This is a genomic window from Glycomyces sp. NPDC048151 (assembly GCF_043202775.1).
In the GTDB taxonomy this organism is placed as follows: domain Bacteria; phylum Actinomycetota; class Actinomycetes; order Mycobacteriales; family Micromonosporaceae; genus Glycomyces.
This window is the reverse complement of sequence record NZ_JBIDBB010000006.1, coordinates 340,212-358,277: the sequence shown is the minus strand read 5'-3', so window position 1 is coordinate 358,277 and position 18,066 is coordinate 340,212. Positions and strand designations below refer to the sequence as shown.

The 18,066-nt window shown below is 70.3% G+C and carries 12 protein-coding genes; 7 read left to right on the top strand and 5 right to left on the bottom strand.

Annotation, left to right across the window (positions count from 1 at the left end):
* Positions 1-2 precede the first annotated feature (2 nt).
* The 4 genes from ACGGCP_RS16790 to ACGGCP_RS16775 form a co-directional block, all read right to left on the bottom strand.
* Positions 3-1,610 (bottom strand): MDR family MFS transporter, encoded by a 1,608-nt coding sequence (locus ACGGCP_RS16790; RefSeq protein WP_392967002.1) that lies wholly within the window; start codon positions 1,608-1,610, stop codon positions 3-5.
* A gap of 46 nt (positions 1,611-1,656) precedes the next feature.
* On the bottom strand, positions 1,657-3,570 hold the full coding sequence (locus ACGGCP_RS16785; protein ID WP_392967000.1) for a beta-galactosidase: 1,914 nt from the start codon (positions 3,568-3,570) through the stop codon (positions 1,657-1,659).
* Positions 3,571-3,697: 127 nt separating this feature from the next.
* Positions 3,698-4,420 (bottom strand): type 1 glutamine amidotransferase, encoded by a 723-nt coding sequence (locus ACGGCP_RS16780; protein WP_392966998.1) that lies wholly within the window; start codon positions 4,418-4,420, stop codon positions 3,698-3,700.
* Positions 4,421-4,439: 19 nt separating this feature from the next.
* A complete protein-coding gene (locus ACGGCP_RS16775; RefSeq protein ID WP_392966996.1) occupies positions 4,440-5,684 on the bottom strand; it encodes a MurT ligase domain-containing protein in 1,245 nt (414 codons plus the stop codon).
* 526 nt (positions 5,685-6,210) lie between these two features.
* Here ACGGCP_RS16775 and mraZ point away from each other — a divergent pair.
* The 5 genes from mraZ (at position 6,211) to ACGGCP_RS16750 (ending at position 11,461) form a co-directional block, all read left to right on the top strand.
* Complete coding sequence (mraZ, locus tag ACGGCP_RS16770) at positions 6,211-6,642, top strand: division/cell wall cluster transcriptional repressor MraZ (RefSeq protein WP_270123649.1); 432 nt, start codon at positions 6,211-6,213, stop codon at positions 6,640-6,642.
* A gap of 17 nt (positions 6,643-6,659) precedes the next feature.
* Complete coding sequence (rsmH, locus tag ACGGCP_RS16765) at positions 6,660-7,637, top strand: 16S rRNA (cytosine(1402)-N(4))-methyltransferase RsmH (protein ID WP_392966994.1); 978 nt, start codon at positions 6,660-6,662, stop codon at positions 7,635-7,637.
* A complete protein-coding gene (locus tag ACGGCP_RS16760) occupies positions 7,634-8,224 on the top strand; it encodes a hypothetical protein (protein WP_392966992.1) in 591 nt (196 codons plus the stop codon). Before rsmH ends, ACGGCP_RS16760 begins: the two co-directional genes overlap by 4 nt.
* Before the next feature lie 9 nt (positions 8,225-8,233).
* Positions 8,234-10,423 carry a peptidoglycan D,D-transpeptidase FtsI family protein gene (locus ACGGCP_RS16755; RefSeq protein ID WP_392966990.1) on the top strand — a complete coding sequence of 730 codons (2,190 nt, stop codon included), beginning with the start codon at positions 8,234-8,236 and terminating at the stop codon, positions 10,421-10,423.
* Between the two features lie 123 nt (positions 10,424-10,546).
* Positions 10,547-11,461, top strand: coding sequence for a proteasome assembly chaperone family protein (locus ACGGCP_RS16750; RefSeq protein ID WP_392966988.1), 915 nt, complete (start codon positions 10,547-10,549; stop codon positions 11,459-11,461).
* Positions 11,462-11,551: 90 nt separating this feature from the next.
* Here the strand turns inward: ACGGCP_RS16750 and typA are convergent, their stop codons facing one another.
* Complete coding sequence (gene typA, locus ACGGCP_RS16745; RefSeq protein ID WP_392966986.1) at positions 11,552-13,423, bottom strand: translational GTPase TypA; 1,872 nt, start codon at positions 13,421-13,423, stop codon at positions 11,552-11,554.
* A gap of 177 nt (positions 13,424-13,600) precedes the next feature.
* Between typA and gsmA the strand changes: the two genes are divergently transcribed.
* Together gsmA and uvrA are read left to right on the top strand one after the other, a co-directional pair.
* Positions 13,601-14,662, top strand: a complete 1,062-nt coding sequence (gene gsmA / locus ACGGCP_RS16740) for a sporangiospore maturation cell wall hydrolase GsmA (protein WP_392966984.1) — start codon at positions 13,601-13,603, stop codon at positions 14,660-14,662.
* 264 nt (positions 14,663-14,926) lie between these two features.
* Positions 14,927-17,839, top strand: a complete 2,913-nt coding sequence (gene uvrA / locus ACGGCP_RS16735; RefSeq protein ID WP_392967288.1) for an excinuclease ABC subunit UvrA — start codon at positions 14,927-14,929, stop codon at positions 17,837-17,839.
* The last annotated feature ends 227 nt before the right edge of the window (positions 17,840-18,066 follow it).

The window sequence follows — 18,066 nt, the reverse complement described above, 5'->3', positions numbered from 1 at the left end:
TGCTACGGCAGGGTGTCGGCGCGGATCTCGTGGGCGGCGGTGTCGGGGTCGTCGCGGCGCTGCTCGCCGCCGCCGCGCAGGACCAGGTTCGGCAGGAGGAGCGTGAGGACGATCGAGGCGGCGGTGATGCACGCGGCGACGAGGAAGACGTCGTCGAGGCCGTCGGTGAAGGCGAGCTGGACGACCGACCGGATCGGGTCGGGCAGGGCCGCGATCGCGGTGGGGGACTCGGTGATCGCCGAGAGGTCGTCGGTGCTGAAGCCCGCGGCCTCCTGCGGCGACAGTTGGCTGAGCGCGCCCGGCAGGTTCGCCTCGAGCTCGGAGTCCAGTGTGGAGTTCATGACCGCGCCGAGGACGCTGGTGCCGATCGCGCCGCCCAGGGTCCGCGCGAACGTGTTGGTGCTGGTGGCGACGCCGAGGTCGGCCATGGTCACGATGTTCTGCATGGCGAGCACGAGCGGCTGCATGAACAGGCCCATGCCGAGGCCGAGGACCGCCATGTACACCGAGCTCTGCCACAGCGGCGTGTCGAGGTGCAGCTGCGTGAAGAGCGTGAGCCCGAACGTGGTGACGACGGAGCCGGTCACGAGGAACCACTTGTAGCGCCCGGCCTTGGAGATGAGGAACCCCGAGAGGATCGAGGTGATGACGATGCCGCCCATCATCGGGAGCATGAGCAGGCCGGACTGGGTGGGCGTGTAGCCGCGCACCATCTGGAAGAACAGCGGGATGTAGACGATCCCGGCGAACATGGCGATGCCGAAGACGAGCGCGGTCACGGTGGCGAGGCTGAACGTGCCCTGCTTGAACATGCGCAGCGGCAGGATCGGCTCCTCGGCGCGCGTCTCGGCCCACACGAACAGGACCGAGAGCACCGCCGCCGCGGCGAGCAGCCCGATGATGACGGGGGAGGACCACGCGTAGTCCTGGCCGCCCCACGTGATCGCCAGCAGCAGGCAGACGACGGCTGGGACGAGGAGCCCCGCGCCGAGGTAGTCGATCCGGTGCTGCCGGGTCGGGATCGGGTGCCTGCGCAGGACCGTGTTCACGGCGACGAGCGCGACGAGCCCGGTGGGCAGGTTGATGTAGAAGATCCAGCGCCAGTCCACTTCGGCGAGCCAGCCGCCGAGGACGGGCCCGGCCACCGATGACAGGGCGAAGACCGCGCCGAACAGGCCCTGGTACTTGCCGCGCTCACGGGGCGGGAGGACGTCGGAGACGATGGTGAACGCGAGGGTCATGAGGCCGCCCGCGCCCAGGCCCTGGAGGCCGCGGAAGAGGATGAGCTGCAGCATGGTCTGCGAGAGGCCCGCGAGCGCCGAGGCGATCAGGAAGATCGCGATCGCCAGGAGGATGACCGGCCGCCGCCCGTAGAGGTCGGAGAGCTTGCCGTACAGCGGGGTCGAGGCGGCGGTGGCGATGAGGTAGGCGGTGACGACCCACGTGTACTCGTCCATGCCGTCGAGGTCGCCGACGATCGTGGGCAGGGCGGTGCCGACGATGGTCTGGTCGAGCGCGGCGAGGAAGACCGTCAGCATGAGGGCGCCGAAGAGGGTGAACAGTTCGCCCCGTGGCAGCCGCTGCCCGGTCCAGGCCGTCTCGTCGCTCATGTCGCTGAGCGTAGGGCCCGCCTCCGCGGAGGCGGGCCGAAACTCCTTATTCGGGCTTGCGGTCGACGGCCCACGAACCGGCCGGGACGATCACGTGCCCGACCTGCTCTTCCCGGTCGGTGTGGTTGACGATGAACCGCCACTGGCCGCGGTCGACGACGTCGAGCCCGGGACGGCCGGGGCCGCTGAGCTTGAGCTCCTCGAACAGGCGGTCCCACGCGTCGTCGACGAGCTTGCACGAGACGTACCAGGCCTCGCCCTCGCCGAACGGGTTGACGGTGACGGCCGGCTGGTTCTCGATGACCTCGCCCGTGGCGTACTGGGTGACGCACTGGGCGCCGCGCAGTTCCACGAGTTCGCAGAACCGCTCGGCCGCACCGAAGTTCCACAGCGCCCGCAGCTCGCCCGCGGGCTGGGGGAGGTGCTCGGTGACGCGGATGCCGAACAGGTCGGTCATGCCGCCGAGGTACCCGTCGAGCCACGCCTGGCAGTGCTCGTCGACCGCGCCGGTGAGGTAGGACGCGACGAGGCGGCCGCCTCCGGCGGTGAACCAGCGCAGGTTCTCGGACCCGGCCCGGCTGAGCACGTAGGTGCTCGGGGCGATCACCGTCGTGTACTTGGAGAGGTCGCCCTCGGGGGCGACGAAGTCGGCGACGACGCCGCGGTCGCGCAGGACCCGGTGGATCTGGGCGACGTTCTCGAGGTAGTCCAGGGGCGCGGGCAGGTGCGCGCCGCCGCCGGTGGCCCACCACGAGTCGGTGCTCCACAGGATCGCGACCTCGGCCTCGACGGGCGCCTCGACGGTGTGGGCGATGCCCGGGAGCGTGTTGCCGAACTCGGCGACCTCGCGGAAGATGCGGGTGTTCTTGCCCGCGTGGGGGAGCAGCGCGGAGTGCCACTGCTCGGCGCCGCCGCGCCCGGCCCGCCACTGGAAGAACATGGCGCCCTTGGAGCCGCGGCTGATGTGGATCATCGAGTGCCGGGCCATGCGGCCGGGGGATTTCGCGATCCGGCCGTCCTTGGAGTGCAGGGTCCCGGCGGCCTGCTCCATGAGGAGCCAGTCGCCGCCGCCCGCCCACGAGCGGCACAGGTCGGCGTGGAAGGCGCTCTGCTGCTCGGCGCGCTCGTCCGGCGCCGACGGGTACGAGTCGAACGCGACGAGGTCCACTTCGGAGGACCACTTCCAGTGGTCGACCGGCACCCACTGCCCGAACACGAAGTTCGTCGTGATCGGCACCTCCGGGTTCGCCGCGCGCAGGATCTCACGCTGCTCCCGGTAGTGCTCGAGCATCGCGTCGGAGGTGAACCGCTTGAAGTCCAGCTCGTGCGCCGGATTCGCGAGGTATTGCGTCGCCCGCGGCGCGAGGACCTGGTCCCACTCGCTGTAGTGCTGGCTCCAGAACGAGCCCCACCACGCGGCGTTGAGCGCGTCGACCGTCTCGTACTTCGCCTTGAGCCACGACCGGAACGCCCGCTCGGCGTGCTCGGAGTAGGTCGCCGAGCCGTACTCGTTGTGCACGTGCCACATCGCCAGCGCCGGGTGGTCGGCGTACCGCTCGGCGAGCTTCGCCGCGATCTGCCGGGACGCCTCCCGGTAGGCGGGCGCGCAGACGTCGTACGTGTCGCGCGAGCCGTGCACCTGCCGCACCCCGTCGGGGCGCTGGTTGAGCGCGTCCGGGTGCGCGATGGTGAACCACGGCGGCGGCGATGCGGTCGGCGTCGCCAGGACGACCTTGATCCCCCCGGCGTGGAGCTTGCCGAGGACGGTGTCGAGCCAGCCGAAGTCGTACTCGCCCGGGCGCGGTTCGAGCCTCGCCCAGGAGAACACGCCCACGGTGACGAGGTTGACCCCCGCCTCGCGCATGAGCATGACGTCGTCGTCCCAGACGTCCTCGGGCCACTGCTCGGGGTTGTAGTCGCCGCCGTAGCTCAGACCGTCGACGCCTTTGGGCCAGTCCATGGGGGTACTCCTCGCGCGCATCGCTGAGGCGCGGCTTGGGGGACCGCGCCCGGGGGCAGTTAGTTGTCACACTAAACTAACCGCATCTGGGTGGTTTCGCCAGCCTAATGCGAGCGCGCGACGCGACCTACTGCGCGGTCGACAGCGCCTGGAACCGCTCCGCGCGCAGCCGCTCCGGCCACGTGTCGTCCACCGGCGGCAGCTGCGCCGGGTCCACCCCGATCGCCCACGCCAGGAGCAGGTCCGCCAGCTTCGGGTTCCGCGCCAGGCCCGGACCGTGCATGTACGTCCCGATCACGTGCCCCGCCCACGCGCCCTCGGTCGCGCCGTCGTTGCCGATCCCGGCCGTCACCCGCGCCAGCGGCTGCACCGCCTCGCCCAGGTGCGTGCGCCCGCCGTGGTTCTCGAAGCCCGTGATCTGCCCGATCCCCAGCTGCGGCGCCGCGTCGCCCGCGATCTCGCCCACCGCCCGCGACGGACCCCGGTCCGACCGCAGGTCCAGGATGTTCAACCCCTCGTAGGCCCGGCCGTTCGCGTAGAACGACGAACCCAGCAGCTGGTACCCGGCGCAGATCGCCAGGATCGGCTTCCCCGCCTCGGCCGCCCGGTTCAGCGCGCCGTCCTGCAGCAGCCGGTCCGCGGCCACCGCCTGCGGGCCGTCCTCCCCGCCGCCGATCAAATACATGTCGGCGGTGTGCGGCACCCGCTGGTCGCTGCGGACCTGCATCGGCTCCACGTCGATGCCCCGGGCGCGCGCCCGGTGCGCCAGCACCAGCAGGTTCCCCCGGTCGCCGTAGGTCGACAGCAGGTCGGGGTAGAGCCAGACGATGCGCAAAGTGCTCATAGCCACGGTGGGACGCTCTCTCTCGCTAGTTGACCCGGTTGAATTCGGCGCGGATGTCCTGGAACGCCGTGTAGTTCGCGACGACCTCCACCGGACCCGGCGGCACCGCCGCGATCGCCGCCCTGATGTCGTCCACCACGATGAAGTCGACCCCGTCGACCTCCAGGCGCACCGCCAGGTCCGTGCGCCGGTCGCCCGTCACCACGACCTTCCGGCCCGCCAGCGACGTGAAGTCCACGTCGTAGATCCACGACGTGTCGAACCCGTCCACCTCGCGCGCGTTCAGCGACAAGACCACGGGCGGGTTCGGCTCGATCATGTCGAACGACTCCAGCCACCCCGCCGGGTTCTTCGCCAGCAGCAGCCGCAGATGGCGGCCCTCCCGCTCGACCTTCGCGTACCGCCCTGCCACCGAGGCGACCTCCGACAGCCGCGGCGCGGCCTGGCCCGGGTCCACCCCGAACAGGCTCGCGATCGCCAGCGCCGTCGCCGCGTTCGCGCGGTTCACCCGGCCCGGCAGCTGCAGGTTCAGCTCGTAGCGGCGCCCGTCCGGGCCCACCACCGCCTCGCCCTCCTGCGCCACCGACCACTGCGGGCTCGGCCGGTTCAGCCCGCAGTTCGTGCAGCGCCAGAACTCGCCGAACCGGTCCAGGTGCGAGCCGCAGTTCGGGCAGATCGCCGAGTCGGCCGTCCACGACTGGCCCGCCGCGACCCACACGACGCGCTGGCAGACCGAGGCCGCCCACACGATGAGGGGGTCGTCGGCGTTCGCCACGATCGTGGAGGACCCGGCCGAGGTCTGCAGGGTCTGGCGCCACTTCGCGGCGAGCGCGGTGACCTCCATGGCCCGGTCGAGCTGGTCGCGGGAGAGGTTGAGCAGGGCCACGACCTTGGGGCTGGCCGCGTCCAGCAGCTGCCCGAGGTAGTGCTCGTCGCATTCGAGGGCCGCGTACTCGGCCTTCGGGGCCTTCGCGAGCGCCGTGGTGTGCCCGGTGGGCATGTTCGCGCCGAACGAGTTGGTCGCGACCTTCCCGATCGCCTCGATCGCGGCGGTCGTGAAGCGGGTCGTGGTGGTCTTGCCGTTGGTGCCCGAGATGAGGACGACGTGGCGGCCTTCGGCCAGCAGTTCGAGGAGGCGCGGTTCGACGATCAACCCGACGCGCCCGCCGATCACCGAGCCGTCGCCGCGGCCCGTCGCCCGCGAGAGCGCCGCCGCCGTCCTGAGGAGCGTGGTGGCGAATTTCGCGCGGGGGGTCAGATTCGCGCTCATGCGGGCTCGCTTTCGGCTTGATCGGAACCGGTGACTATGCAGAAGAGTTTGTCACACGCGCACCGGAACGCGTGATGCGTGGCCGCGGTGCGTGAGGTGGGTCCGACCCGGCGATCCCGGGCAGCGACGAACGCCGATGCGCCGCCGGTGCCGGGCAGCGCGGACGCCCCCACTTCACTCCACCGCTCACTCCACAGTGACCGCACGGGCGCGGAACGTGCCGGTGCTCGTCGCGCTCCGTGCGCGCCCGCTCGCGCGAAAGCGGGTTCCGTTGGGGCCGTTCCCACCCGGCGGAGTGAACGGCGAGTGAAGTTCGCCTTCGAAAGCGCATGTTGCGCACTCGTCACTCCACTGTCCTCCACCAACCCTGACCAGCCTTTTCGCCACGCCCACCACGAATGCCGCGCCGAAACAACCCCCAAGGGTGGGGGAGAGTGGAGTAAGGTGGGGCGCAATGGTGGGGCCATCGCCCTGTCAACGCGGTCGGAGAGGCCGCGCAGCCTGAGAGTCACGGGGGGTGGCGCCGATGTTCCTCGGCACCCACAACCCGCGCCTGGACGACAAGGGCCGCGTCATCCTCCCCGCCAAATTCAGGGAAGGACTGGCGGAGGGAGTCGTGATCACCAAGGGCCAAGAACGCTGCCTGTACGTGTTCCCCGAAGCGGAGTTCACGCGCATCGCCGAGGCGCTCCAGCAGGCCCCCATGTCCAGCAAGACCGCCCGCGCCTACAGCCGGGTGTTCTTCGCCTCCGCCCACGACGAGGTCCCCGACAAGCAGGGCCGCGTCACCATCCCCCCGCGGCTGCGCGAGTACGCCGGCCTCGACCGCGACCTCGCGGTCATCGGCGCCTCCAACCGCGTGGAGATCTGGAACACCCAGACCTGGGACGACTACCTGGAGGCCTCGGAAGAGGCCTTCGCCGACATCGAAGAGGGCGACCTGCCCGAAGGACTGTAGAGAAGGAGGTGAGCGGAATGAACGCCGCGAACGCCCCGCACATCCCCGTCATGCTCGACGAAGTGCTCGACTACCTCGCGCCCGCCGCCTCGCGGCCCGGAGCGCTGTACGTCGACGCCACCCTCGGCGCGGGCGGCCACGCCGAGGCCATGCTCTCCGCCCACCCCGGCCTCACCGTCATCGGCGTCGACCGCGACCCGACCGCGCTCGAGCTCGCCTCCAAGCGCCTCGCCGACTTCGGCGACCGGTTCATCCCGGCCCGCGCCGTCTACGACGAGATCCCGGCAGTGCTGGAGGCCAACGGCTTCGACAGGCTCGACGCGGTCCTGTTCGACCTCGGTGTCTCCTCGATGCAGCTCGACCAGGCCGACCGCGGCTTCGCGTACAGCCAGGACGCGCGCCTGGACATGCGCATGAACCCGGACGACCCGCTCACCGCCGAGATCGTGGTGAACACCTACGAGCCGGGCGACCTCGTCCGGCTCCTGCGCGAGTACGGCGAGGAGAAGTTCGCGACCCGGATCGTCTCCGCGATCGTCAAGGCTCGCGCGAAGGCGCCGATCACCTCCAGCAGCGCGCTCGCCGAGCTCGTCAAGGACGCGATCCCGCAGGCGGGCAAGCGCACCGGCGGCAACCCGGCGAAGCGGACCTTCCAGGCCCTGCGCATCGAGGTCAACGGCGAGCTCGACACCTGGGAGCGCGCGCTGCCCGCCGCGCTCGACGTCATGGCCCCCGGCGGCCGGGTCGTCGTGCTCTCCTACCACTCGCTCGAAGACCGCATCACCAAGCAGGAGCTGGCCAAGCGCGCCACCTCCACCAGCCCGGCGGGCCTGCCCGTCGACCTCCCCGGAACCGAACCCACCTTTCGACTCCTCACGAAGAAGGCCCAGCAACCGACGCAGACCGAACTCGACCGCAATCCGCGCGCGGCGCCCGCCCGGCTCCGCGCGGCGGAGCGCATCGCACCGTCCACAGGAGCAGGAGGCGCATCATGAGCGACCAGTACCGTCGCGCGCAAGCCGACCCCGACGAGATCATCAAGGCCGCCCGTCGGCGGGCCCGCGCCGCGTCCTCGCGGCGCCGCGGCCTCGTCGGCGACGCCGATGAGTCCGCGCCTGTGTTCGAGGGCAGCCTCGCCGTCCAGCCCGCCGCCGCCCCGGTCGAGGCGCCGCACGAGACCGCTCCGCACGAGACCCCGGCCGCGCCGCAGCGCGAGACCGTGGTGCTCCCGCGCACCCGGACCGAGACGAAGCCGCAGGCCAAGCCCGCGCCGGAGCCGGTCGAGGTGCCGCGCCCGGCGTTCGTCGGCGGCGTGCTCGCGCTCGTCGTCGCGGGCATCTTCGGCCTGCTCGTGCTGAACACGGTCATCAACGAGGACGCCTACCGGCTGCAGGAGCTGCGCACCCAGGCGGGCGAGCTCGACCAGACCGAGCAGGCGCTGGAGGACGAGCTGTCGCAGCTCGACACGCCGGGCAACCTGCAGGCGATGGCCGAGACGTACGGCATGGTGCAGCCGGAGAAGGTGACCTTCCTGTACCTGCCGGGCGGCGAGCTCGTCGAGGTGCCGAGGGACGAAGAGTAAAGGACGTCGATGACCGAATCCGACCCCCGTCAACGGCGCGACCCCTCCTCGATCAGTCGAGCCCGCCGTTACACGCCTCGCGGCCGCACCGTCCGCGAGGCGGCGGGGGGCGAGGACAACCGGGCCCGCGAGAACGGGGCGCGCGACCGCGAGGCCGCGCGCCGCGAGCGCAACCGGAACACGCAGCAGCACGAAGAGACCGACGACCTCGCGGCGCGCAGGCGCCGCGAGGCCGCGGCCCGCTCCCGCGAGCGCCGCCAGCGCGAGACCGGCGCGATCACCGAGCCGCGCCGCGCCGAACCCGAGCCCGCGCGCTCGGAACCGCTGCGCCGCACCGGGACCGTCCGGCCCACCCAGACCCGCCGCACCGGCCCTATCAACCCGCCGCGCCGCGCCGGCGCGCGCGGCGGCCCAGTGCGCGCGACCGGGCCGATCGAGGTCCGGCCGCAGGCGAGCCTGCCGCGCATCGGCAACCCGCGGCGGCGACTGCGCATGGCGGCCGCGTTCGTCATGATCCTGCTGCTCGTCTCGGGCGCGCGCCTCATCCAGCTGCAGGTCACCGACTCGGCCGCGTACGCCGCCGACGCGCTGAACCAGCGCCTGACGACCGAGCCGCTGCCCGCCGAGCGCGGCGCGATCCTCGACCGCAACGGGAACCGGCTCGCGTACTCGATGGAGGCGAACTACATCGCGGTCGACCCGGGCATGGTCGAGGGCGACCCGGCCGAGCTCGCCGCGAACCTCGCGCCGCTCCTGGGCCGCCCGGCCTCCGAGCTCGAACCGGTCATCGCCACCAAGGAGACCCCGCAGGGCGACCCGATCCGCTTCGCGTACCTGCAGCGCGGCGTCGACCTCGGCATCGGCGACGAGATCCGGGAGATGGGGAACCTGGGCCTCATCATCGGCGACGACGAGCGCCGCGTCGTGCCCGGACACGACCTGGCCGCCAACGTCATCGGGTTCACCGGCGAGGAGGGCACCGGCCTCGGCGGCCTCGAGGCGACCTACGACGACTGGCTCTCGGGCGAGGACGGCGAGGTCTCCTACGAGCGCAGCCAGTCGACCGGCCTGGCCATCCCCGGCGCGTTCTACCGCGAGGAGGAGGCGGTGCCGGGCAACGACATCCAGCTGACCCTCGACGACAAGCTCCAGTACCAGGTGCAGAACATCCTGCAGGACACGGTGAAGGAGCACGACGCCGAGTTCGGCTCGGCGATGGTCATGGAGGTCGGCTCCGGCGAGATGCTCGCGATGGCCTCGACCCCGACCTACGACGCGGCCAACCCGTTCGAGGTCGATTCCGAAGAGGCGTACCGCGACTACGGCACACAGGCCACTGTGGACCCCGGTTCGATCCACAAGGCGATCGTGTTCGCCGCCGCGCTCGAGGAGGGCTGCATCGAGCCGGACGGCACGATGCCCGTGGCGCAGACGATCACCAAGGGCGACCAGGTCTACCCCGACGGGTACCAGCACGGCGACGCGATCCTGAGCCTGGCCGGGATCATCGCCCAGTCCTCCAACGTCGGCACGATCCAGCTCGCCGACTGCATCGGCAAGGAGAAGCTGTACGAGTACCAGCTGGCGTTCGGGCTCGGCCAGCCCACGGGCGTGGGCATCGCGGGCGAGGCCTCGGGCATCCTCCAGGAGCCGCAGAACTGGTCGGGCACGTCGTACGGCTCGGTGCCGATCGGCCACGAGGGCACGGCCACGATCATGCAGATGGCCGCGCTCTACGGCGCGATCGCCAACGACGGCGTCTACGTGCAGCCCACGCTGGTCGAGCACCTGATCGACGCCGACGGCGAGGCGAAGGAGCAGCCCGAGCCGGAGACGCACCGCGTCATCTCGCAGGAGACGGCCGAGGACCTGCAGTACCTGCTGCAGGCCCCGATCGTCGACGAGACCGGTACGGGCCGCAGCGCGCAGCTGGAGAACTACCACCTGGCCGGGAAGACCGGCACGGGCAGCCTCGTGGTCGACGGCGAGTACGCGCCGGGCAACGTCACCTCGTTCGTGGGCTTCGCCCCGGCCGAGGACCCGCAGTACGTGGTGGCCGTGAGCGTCTACGTCCCCGGCGGCGGCGGCGGCGGTTCGACGACCGGCGAGGCGTTCAAGGAGATCAACGAGTTCGCCTTGGGCTACTTCGGGGTTCGCCCCGCGACCGAGCCCGCCCCGGTGTTCGACGTGTGGGGCTGACGGCGGCGCCGCGCCGCGCCGGGGAAAGGCGTGACGCTGCACCGAACTTCTCCGCGAGGGGGAATCGGAAGTCGGCACCGGGCGTTAGCATCGAAGGCGTCAAGGAAGAAGGAGCCGATTGTTTTGAACGTTGACCCTTGGGCACTGTGCGAGGTCCTGGCGGAACCGGCCGAGGCGCGGGGAGCGGTGCTGCTGCACTTCCTCGACGGGTTCATGGACGCAGGCCAAGCGGGTCGCGGGGTGGTGGACCACCTGTTCAAGACCTGCGAGCACACCCCGGTCGCGTCGTTCGACGTCGACCAGCTCATCGACTACCGGTCCCGGCGGCCCAACCTCACGTTCTCGATCGACCGCTGGTCCGACTTCGAGGCCCCGCAACTGGTCGTGTACCTGATGCGGGACGCCTCGGACAAGCCGTTCCTGCTCATGACGGGCCCCGAGCCCGACTTCGCGTGGGAACGCTTCGTGGACTCCGTGGAGGACCTGGTCGAGCACTGGCACGTGCCGCTCACCCTGGGCTTCCAGGGCATCCCGATGGGGGTGCCGCACACCCGGCCGCTCGGCATGACGGTGCACGCCACCCGGCCCGAACTCGTCTTCGACAACCGCCCGGTGTTCAACGAGGTCACCGTCCCCGGCAACGCCGCGGGCCTCCTCGAGTACCGCCTGGGCGAGTCCGGTCGCGATGCGATCGGCCTCTCGGTGCACGTGCCGCACTACGTCATGCAGATGACGTACCCGGCCGCCACGCTCCGCCTCCTCGAGGGCATCCGCGAGGCCACCGGCCTCGACCTGCCCTCCGACGAGGAGCTGGAACTCGAACGCGCCCAAGTGGACTCGGACATCGCCGAGCAGGTCGCCGAGTCCGACGAGGTCGCCGACGTGGTGAAATCCCTTGAGGAGCAGTACGACTCGTTCTCCGAGGCCGCCGAGGCCGACGAGATGCTCCAGGACGGCCGGATGCCCACCGCCGACGAGCTCGGCGCGGCCTTCGAGCACTTCCTCGCCGAGCGCCAGCGAGGTGAGGACGACAAGTAGAGCTTGGCCGAGCGCAACAAGCGCGACGAGGACTAGGTAAGACGAGAGCGGGGCCCGACCGGATGGTCGGGCCCCGCTCTCGTCAACGGTCTACTTGTCGTGCTTGGCCTTCGAGGCGCTGCGGCCGCGCTCCTTCTGGTCCAGGACGACCTTGCGGATGCGGACGGTGTCCGGGGTGATCTCCACGCACTCGTCCTCGCGGCAGAACTCCAGGGACTGCTCCAGCGACAGCGCGCGCGGCGGGACCACGTTCTCGGTCGAGTCCGCCGAGGCGGCGCGCATGTTGGTGAGCTTCTTCTCCTTGGTGATGTTGACGTCCATGTCGTCGGAGCGCGAGTTCTCGCCGACGATCATGCCCTCGTACACCTCGGTGGTCGGGCCCACGAACAGCGTGCCGCGCTCCTGCAGGTTGATCATCGCGAACGCGGTGACGGCCCCGGCGCGGTCGGCCACGAGCGAGCCGTTGTTGCGCGTCTGGAGCTTCCCGAACCACGGCTCGTGCTTCTCGTAGATCGAGTGCGCGATGCCGGTGCCGCGGGTCTGCGTCAGGAACTCGGTGCGGAAGCCGATGAGGCCGCGGGAGGGCACGAGCCACTCCATGCGGATCCAGCCCGAACCGTGGTTCGTCATGGTCTCCATGCGGCCCTTGCGGGTCGCCATGAGCTGGGTGATCGCGCCCAGGTGCTCCTCGGGGGAGTCGATGGTCAGGCGCTCGACCGGCTCGAAGGTCTTGCCGTCGACCTGCTTGGTGACGACCTCGGGCTTGCCGACGGTGAGCTCGAAGCCCTCGCGGCGCATCTGCTCGACCAGGATCGCCAGGGCCAGCTCGCCGCGGCCCTGCACCTCCCAGGCGTCGGGGCGCTCGGTCGGGAGCACGCGGAGCGAGACGTTGCCGATGAGCTCGCGGTCGAGGCGGTCCTTCACCAGGCGCGCGGTGACCTTGTGGCCCTTGCCGCCCTTGCCGACCAGCGGCGAGGTGTTGGTGCCGATGGTCATCGAGATCGCGGGCTCGTCGACGGTGATGAGCGGCAGCGCGATCGGGTTCTCCGGGTCGGCGAGGGTCTCGCCGATCATGATGTCCGGGATGCCCGCGATGGCGCAGATGTCGCCGGGGCCGGCCTTCTCGGCGGGCTTGCGGGTGAGCGCCTCGGTCATCATCAGCTCGGTGATGCGCACGTTCTGCTGGGTGCCGTCGCGCTTGATCCAGGTGACGGTCTGGCCCTTGCGCAGCTCGCCCTCCATGACGCGGCACAGCGCGATGCGGCCGAGGAAGTTGTCGGCGTCGAGGTTGGTGACGTGGGCCTGGAGCGGCTTCGCCTCGTCGTACTCGGGAGCCGGGACGTGCTCGATGATGGTGTCGAAGAACGGCTTCAGCGAGTCCGAGTCCTCGGGGACGGTGCCGTCCTTGGGCTTGTTCAGCGAGGCGACGCCGTCGCGGGCGCAGGCGTAGACGATCGGGAACTCGATCTGGTCCTCGTCGGCGTCCAGGTCCAGGAACAGGTCGTAGGTCTCGTTGACGACCTCGTCGATGCGGGCGTCCGGGCGGTCGGTCTTGTTGATGCACAGGATGACCGGCAGGCGCGCGGTGAGCGCCTTGCGGAGCACGAAGCGGGTCTGCGGGAGCGGACCCTCCGAGGCGTCGACCAGGAGCACCACGGCGTCCACCATGGACAGGCCGCGCTCGACCTCGCCGCCGAAGTCGGCGTGGCCGGGCGTGTCGATGATGTTGATGACCATCTCGGAGCCGTCGGCCGGGTTGGCGTAGTGGACCGCGGTGTTCTTCGCGAGGATCGTGATGCCCTTCTCGCGTTCAAGGTCACCCGAGTCCATGACGCGGTCGTCGACGGCCGCGCCCTCGCGGAAGGCGCCCGCCTGCTTGAGCATGGCGTCGACGAGCGTGGTCTTGCCGTGGTCGACGTGGGCGACGATGGCGATGTTTCGCAGATCAGAGCGTGTAGACACGACGACCATTGTCGCTTAAGCACGAGACGGACCTGGCGTCAACCCAGGTGATCGACGACACCAGAAATCCGCCCTGCGGGCCGAAGAGTGTTCACATTGCTCCTTTCAATGACAGAAAATCCTTCGTTACCTAGACTGCCGCTTATGGGCGTATTCCATATAGCCATCCGATTCGTTATGGTTCTCGCGCTCGCCGCCGGGGCGATCCTCGTCGGCGCGGTCCCCGGCCAGGCCAAGATCACCGGTGCGATCATCGCCACCGAAGGCGGCACGCTCAACGTCCGCACCGGCCCGGCCACCGACCAGAAGACCGCCGGGACCCTCGCCAAGGGCGCCAACCCCGAGGTGTTCTGCATGGTCCGCGGCGAGGAGATCAGCGGCTACGTCCGCACCTCCTCCACGTGGCTGCGCATCGGCAAGGACCGCTGGATCTCCGACGCGTACGTCACCTGGTCGCCCGCGCAGCCCGTGCCCTGGTGCTCCGCCGCCAGCAAGAACGCCACGAACGCCACCGTCAGCACCAAGGGCGGCGAGCTCAACGTCCGCTCCGCCGCGAACTCCACCGCCGGACGCCAGGGCGCCTTCGCCAACGGCACCGGCATCGCCGTCCAGTGCCAGGTCTGGGGCCAGGAGGTCGACGGCACCGCCCGCAAGACGGGCGCCTGGTACCGCATCGGCGACAAGCGCTACGTCTCCGCCGCCTACATCAACTGGAGCGCCGGAGAACCGTGGCTGCCCTGGTGCGGCCAGGACGCCCCGTCCGTCCCGCGCGGCGGCACCACCGGATTCATCAACGCACACGCGCCCGCCGCCCAGGCCAGCGACCGCTCCACCGGCGTCCCCGCCTCCGTCACCATCGCGCAGGCGATCCTCGAATCCGGCTGGGGCAAAGGCGCCCTCGCCCGCGAGGACCACAACCTGTTCGGCATGAAGTGCTTCGGCTCGCCCGGCGACCACGCCATCGGCTGCCGCGACTACGCCACCTTCGAATGCAGCCCCACCGGCGGCTGCTTCGACATGGACGCGACCTTCCGCGCCTACGCCAACGTCGCCGACTCCTACCGCGACCACGGCGACCTGCTCGCCAACTGGTCCCGCTACGACACCGCCATGGACCACGCCGACGACCCCAAGCGCTTCGCCCGCGAGATCCACAAGGCCGGCTACGCCACCGATCCCGAGTACGCGAACAAGCTCATCGGCATCATGGACGACTACGACCTCTACCGCTTCGACTGAGGTCGCCCACAAGGCTTGATTCCTGCCATCGGGGGCGGGTCCGGACAACCGTCCGGGCCCGCTTTCGACTGCCCTCTCCACTGCGCAAAGGGTGAGTTAAAGGTCACATCGGCGTGCGAATTCGCACCGTGCGGGGGAGTAGCCTCGTAGGGCGGCCCCCGTTCGAACAGCGGGGCTCCCAGAACTGTCGGACCCGAACGTTAGATTCCCACCGTGGCCAACGAGCACCTTCTGAACGACAACAAGCAGCATCCGTCCGGCACCATCGTCGTGCGCGGCGCGCGCGAGCACAACCTCAAGAACGTCGACCTCGACCTCCCCCGTGACTCGCTCATCGTCTTCACCGGCCTGTCCGGCTCGGGCAAGTCCTCCCTGGCCTTCGACACGATCTTCGCCGAAGGCCAGCGCCGCTACGTCGAATCGCTCTCGGCCTACGCCCGGCAGTTCCTCGGCCAGATGGACAAGCCCGACGTCGACTTCATCGAAGGCCTCTCCCCGGCCGTCTCGATCGACCAGAAGTCCACCTCCCGCAACCCGCGGTCGACGGTGGGCACCATCACCGAGATCTACGACTACCTGCGGCTCCTCTACGCCCGCGTCGGCGTCCCCCACTGCCCGCAGTGCGGCGAGGCCATCGTCAGCCAGTCGCCCCAGCAGATCACCGACCAGATCATGGCCATGCCCGAGGGCACCCGCTTCCAGGTCCTGGCCCCGGTGGTGCGCAAGCGCAAGGGCGAGTTCGTCGACCTCTTCGGCGACCTCCAGCAGCAGGGCTACGCCCGCGCCCGCGTCGACGGCGAGGTCTACGCCCTCACCGACGTCCCCAAGCTGAAGAAGCAGGAGAAGCACGACATCGAAGTGGTCGTCGACCGCCTCGCCGTCAAGGCCTCCTCGGTCCAGCGCGTCACCGACTCGGTCGAGTCCGCGCTGGCGCTCGCCGACGGGGTCGTGGTGCTCGACTTCGTCGACGTCGCCGAGGGCGACCCGGAGCGCACCCGCCGCTTCTCCGAGAAGCTCGCGTGCCCCAACGACCACCCGCTCTCGCTCGACGAGCTCGAGCCGCGCACCTTCTCGTTCAACGCGCCGTTCGGCGCCTGCCCGGTGTGCCACGGCCTCGGCGTGCGCAAGGAGGTCGACCCCGACCTGGTCATCCGCGACCAGGAGTCGACGATCCGGGACGGCGCGCTCGCGCCCTGGTCCTCGGTCGGCATGGGCGACTACTTCCTGTTCCAGATCGTCGCGCTCGGCGAGGCGGTCGGCTTCGACGTCGACACGCCCTGGGCCGACCTGCCCGACCGGGCGCAGAAGGCGGTCCTCTACGGCTACGACGAGACCCTCCAGGTCTCCTACCGCAACAAGCGCGGTCAGCGCCGGTCCTACGAGACGCGCTTCGAAGGCGTCGTGCCGTGGGTCGAGCGCCGCCACCACGAGACCGACTCCGAGTGGACCCGCGAGAAGTACGAGCAGTTCATGCGGGAGATCCCGTGCTCCACGTGCGAGGGCACGCGGCTCAAGCCCGAGGTCCTGGCCGTCACGGTCGAGGGCCTGTCGATCCACGAGGTCTGCACCCTCTCGGTGGCCGACTGCGCGGTGTTCTTCGACGCGCTGAAGCTCTCGAACCGCGACTCGATCATCGCCGCGCCGATCGTCAAGGAGGTGAAGGCCCGTCTGCGGTTCCTGCTCGACGTCGGCCTGGACTACCTGACGCTCGCGCGCGCCGCCGGGAGCCTCTCGGGCGGCGAGGCCCAGCGCATCCGCCTGGCCACGCAGATCGGCGCGGGGCTCGTGGGCGTCCTCTACGTGTTGGACGAGCCGTCGATCGGCCTGCACCAGCGCGACAACAACCGGCTCATCGCGACCCTGGAGCGTCTGCGGGACCTGGGGAACACGCTCATCGTCGTCGAGCACGACGAGGACACGATCCGCGTGGCCGACCACATCGTCGACATCGGTCCCGGTGCGGGCGAGCACGGCGGGCACGTCATCTACTCCGGGCCGGTCGCCGGTCTCACGGACGCCGAGGGCTCGATCACCGGCGACTACGTCTCGGGCCGCAGGCACATCCCGGTGCCGGAGCAGCGCCGCCCGGCCGACCACGGCCGCGAGCTGGTCGTCAAGGGCGCCAGGGAGAACAACCTCAAGGGCATCGACGCGGCGTTCCCGATGGGGTGCCTGGTGTCGGTCACCGGCGTGTCCGGTTCCGGCAAGTCGACGCTCGTCAACGAGATCCTGTACAACACGCTCGCAGCGGAGGTCAACGGTGCGAAGATCGTCGCGGGCCGCCACCGCACGATCACCGGCATCGACGGCGTGGACAAGGTCGTCGGGGTCGACCAGTCGCCGATCGGGCGCACGCCGCGCTCGAACCCGGCGACTTACACGGGCGTGTTCGACAAGGTCCGCAAGCTCTTCTCGGGCACGCCCGAGGCGAAGGTGCGCGGCTGGGGTCCGGGCCGGTTCTCGTTCAACGTCAAGGGCGGCCGCTGCGAGGCCTGCTCGGGCGACGGCACGCTGAAGATCGAGATGAACTTCCTGCCGGACGTGTACGTGCCGTGCGAGGAGTGCGGCGGGGCCCGCTACAACCGCGACACGCTCAAGGTCCACTACCGGGGCAAGACCATCTCGGACGTGCTCGACATGCCGATCGAGGAGGCCGCCGAGTTCTTCGAGCCGATCCAGACGATCCACCGGCACCTGAAGACGCTCAACGACGTCGGCCTCGGCTACGTGCGGCTCGGCCAGCCCGCGCCCACCCTGTCGGGCGGCGAGGCGCAGCGCGTGAAGCTCGCTTCGGAGCTGCAGAAGCGCTCGACCGGCAAGACGGTGTACATCCTCGACGAGCCGACCACGGGTCTGCACTTCGAGGACGTGCGCAAGCTCCTGGGCGTGCTCGACGGCCTGGTCGACAAGGGCAACACGGTGATCACCATCGAGCACAACCTCGAGGTGATCAAGTGCTCGGACTGGGTCATCGACCTCGGCCCCGAGGGCGGCGACAAGGGCGGGACCCTCGTCGCGGCCGGTACCCCGGAGGAGGTCGCGGCCATCGCGGCGAGCCACACCGGGACGTACCTGCGCCCGCTCCTCGGCATGGACGGCAAAGGCAAGACCGACGGCGCCGCGGCCCGCCGCGCCAAGGCCGGCAACGGCCGGAAGGCGGCCGCCGCGAAGCGGTAAGCGCGAGCGGCGGCGCCGGGGCCGAAGGCCTCGGCGCCGTCTCGGGCTATATAGGGCATGCCCCTTCCCACCCGCATCCACCTCCGACCAGCCGTGTAAATAAGACGACTCTCCCACAAGGGTCCGACATCGCCGCGGACGCGAACCGGGCGCGGCCGGTTCGTGCCGGGGGATGACCGCTGGTCTCCCAGCGGCGCAAGCGAAAACGACATACGAGTGCGACGCGG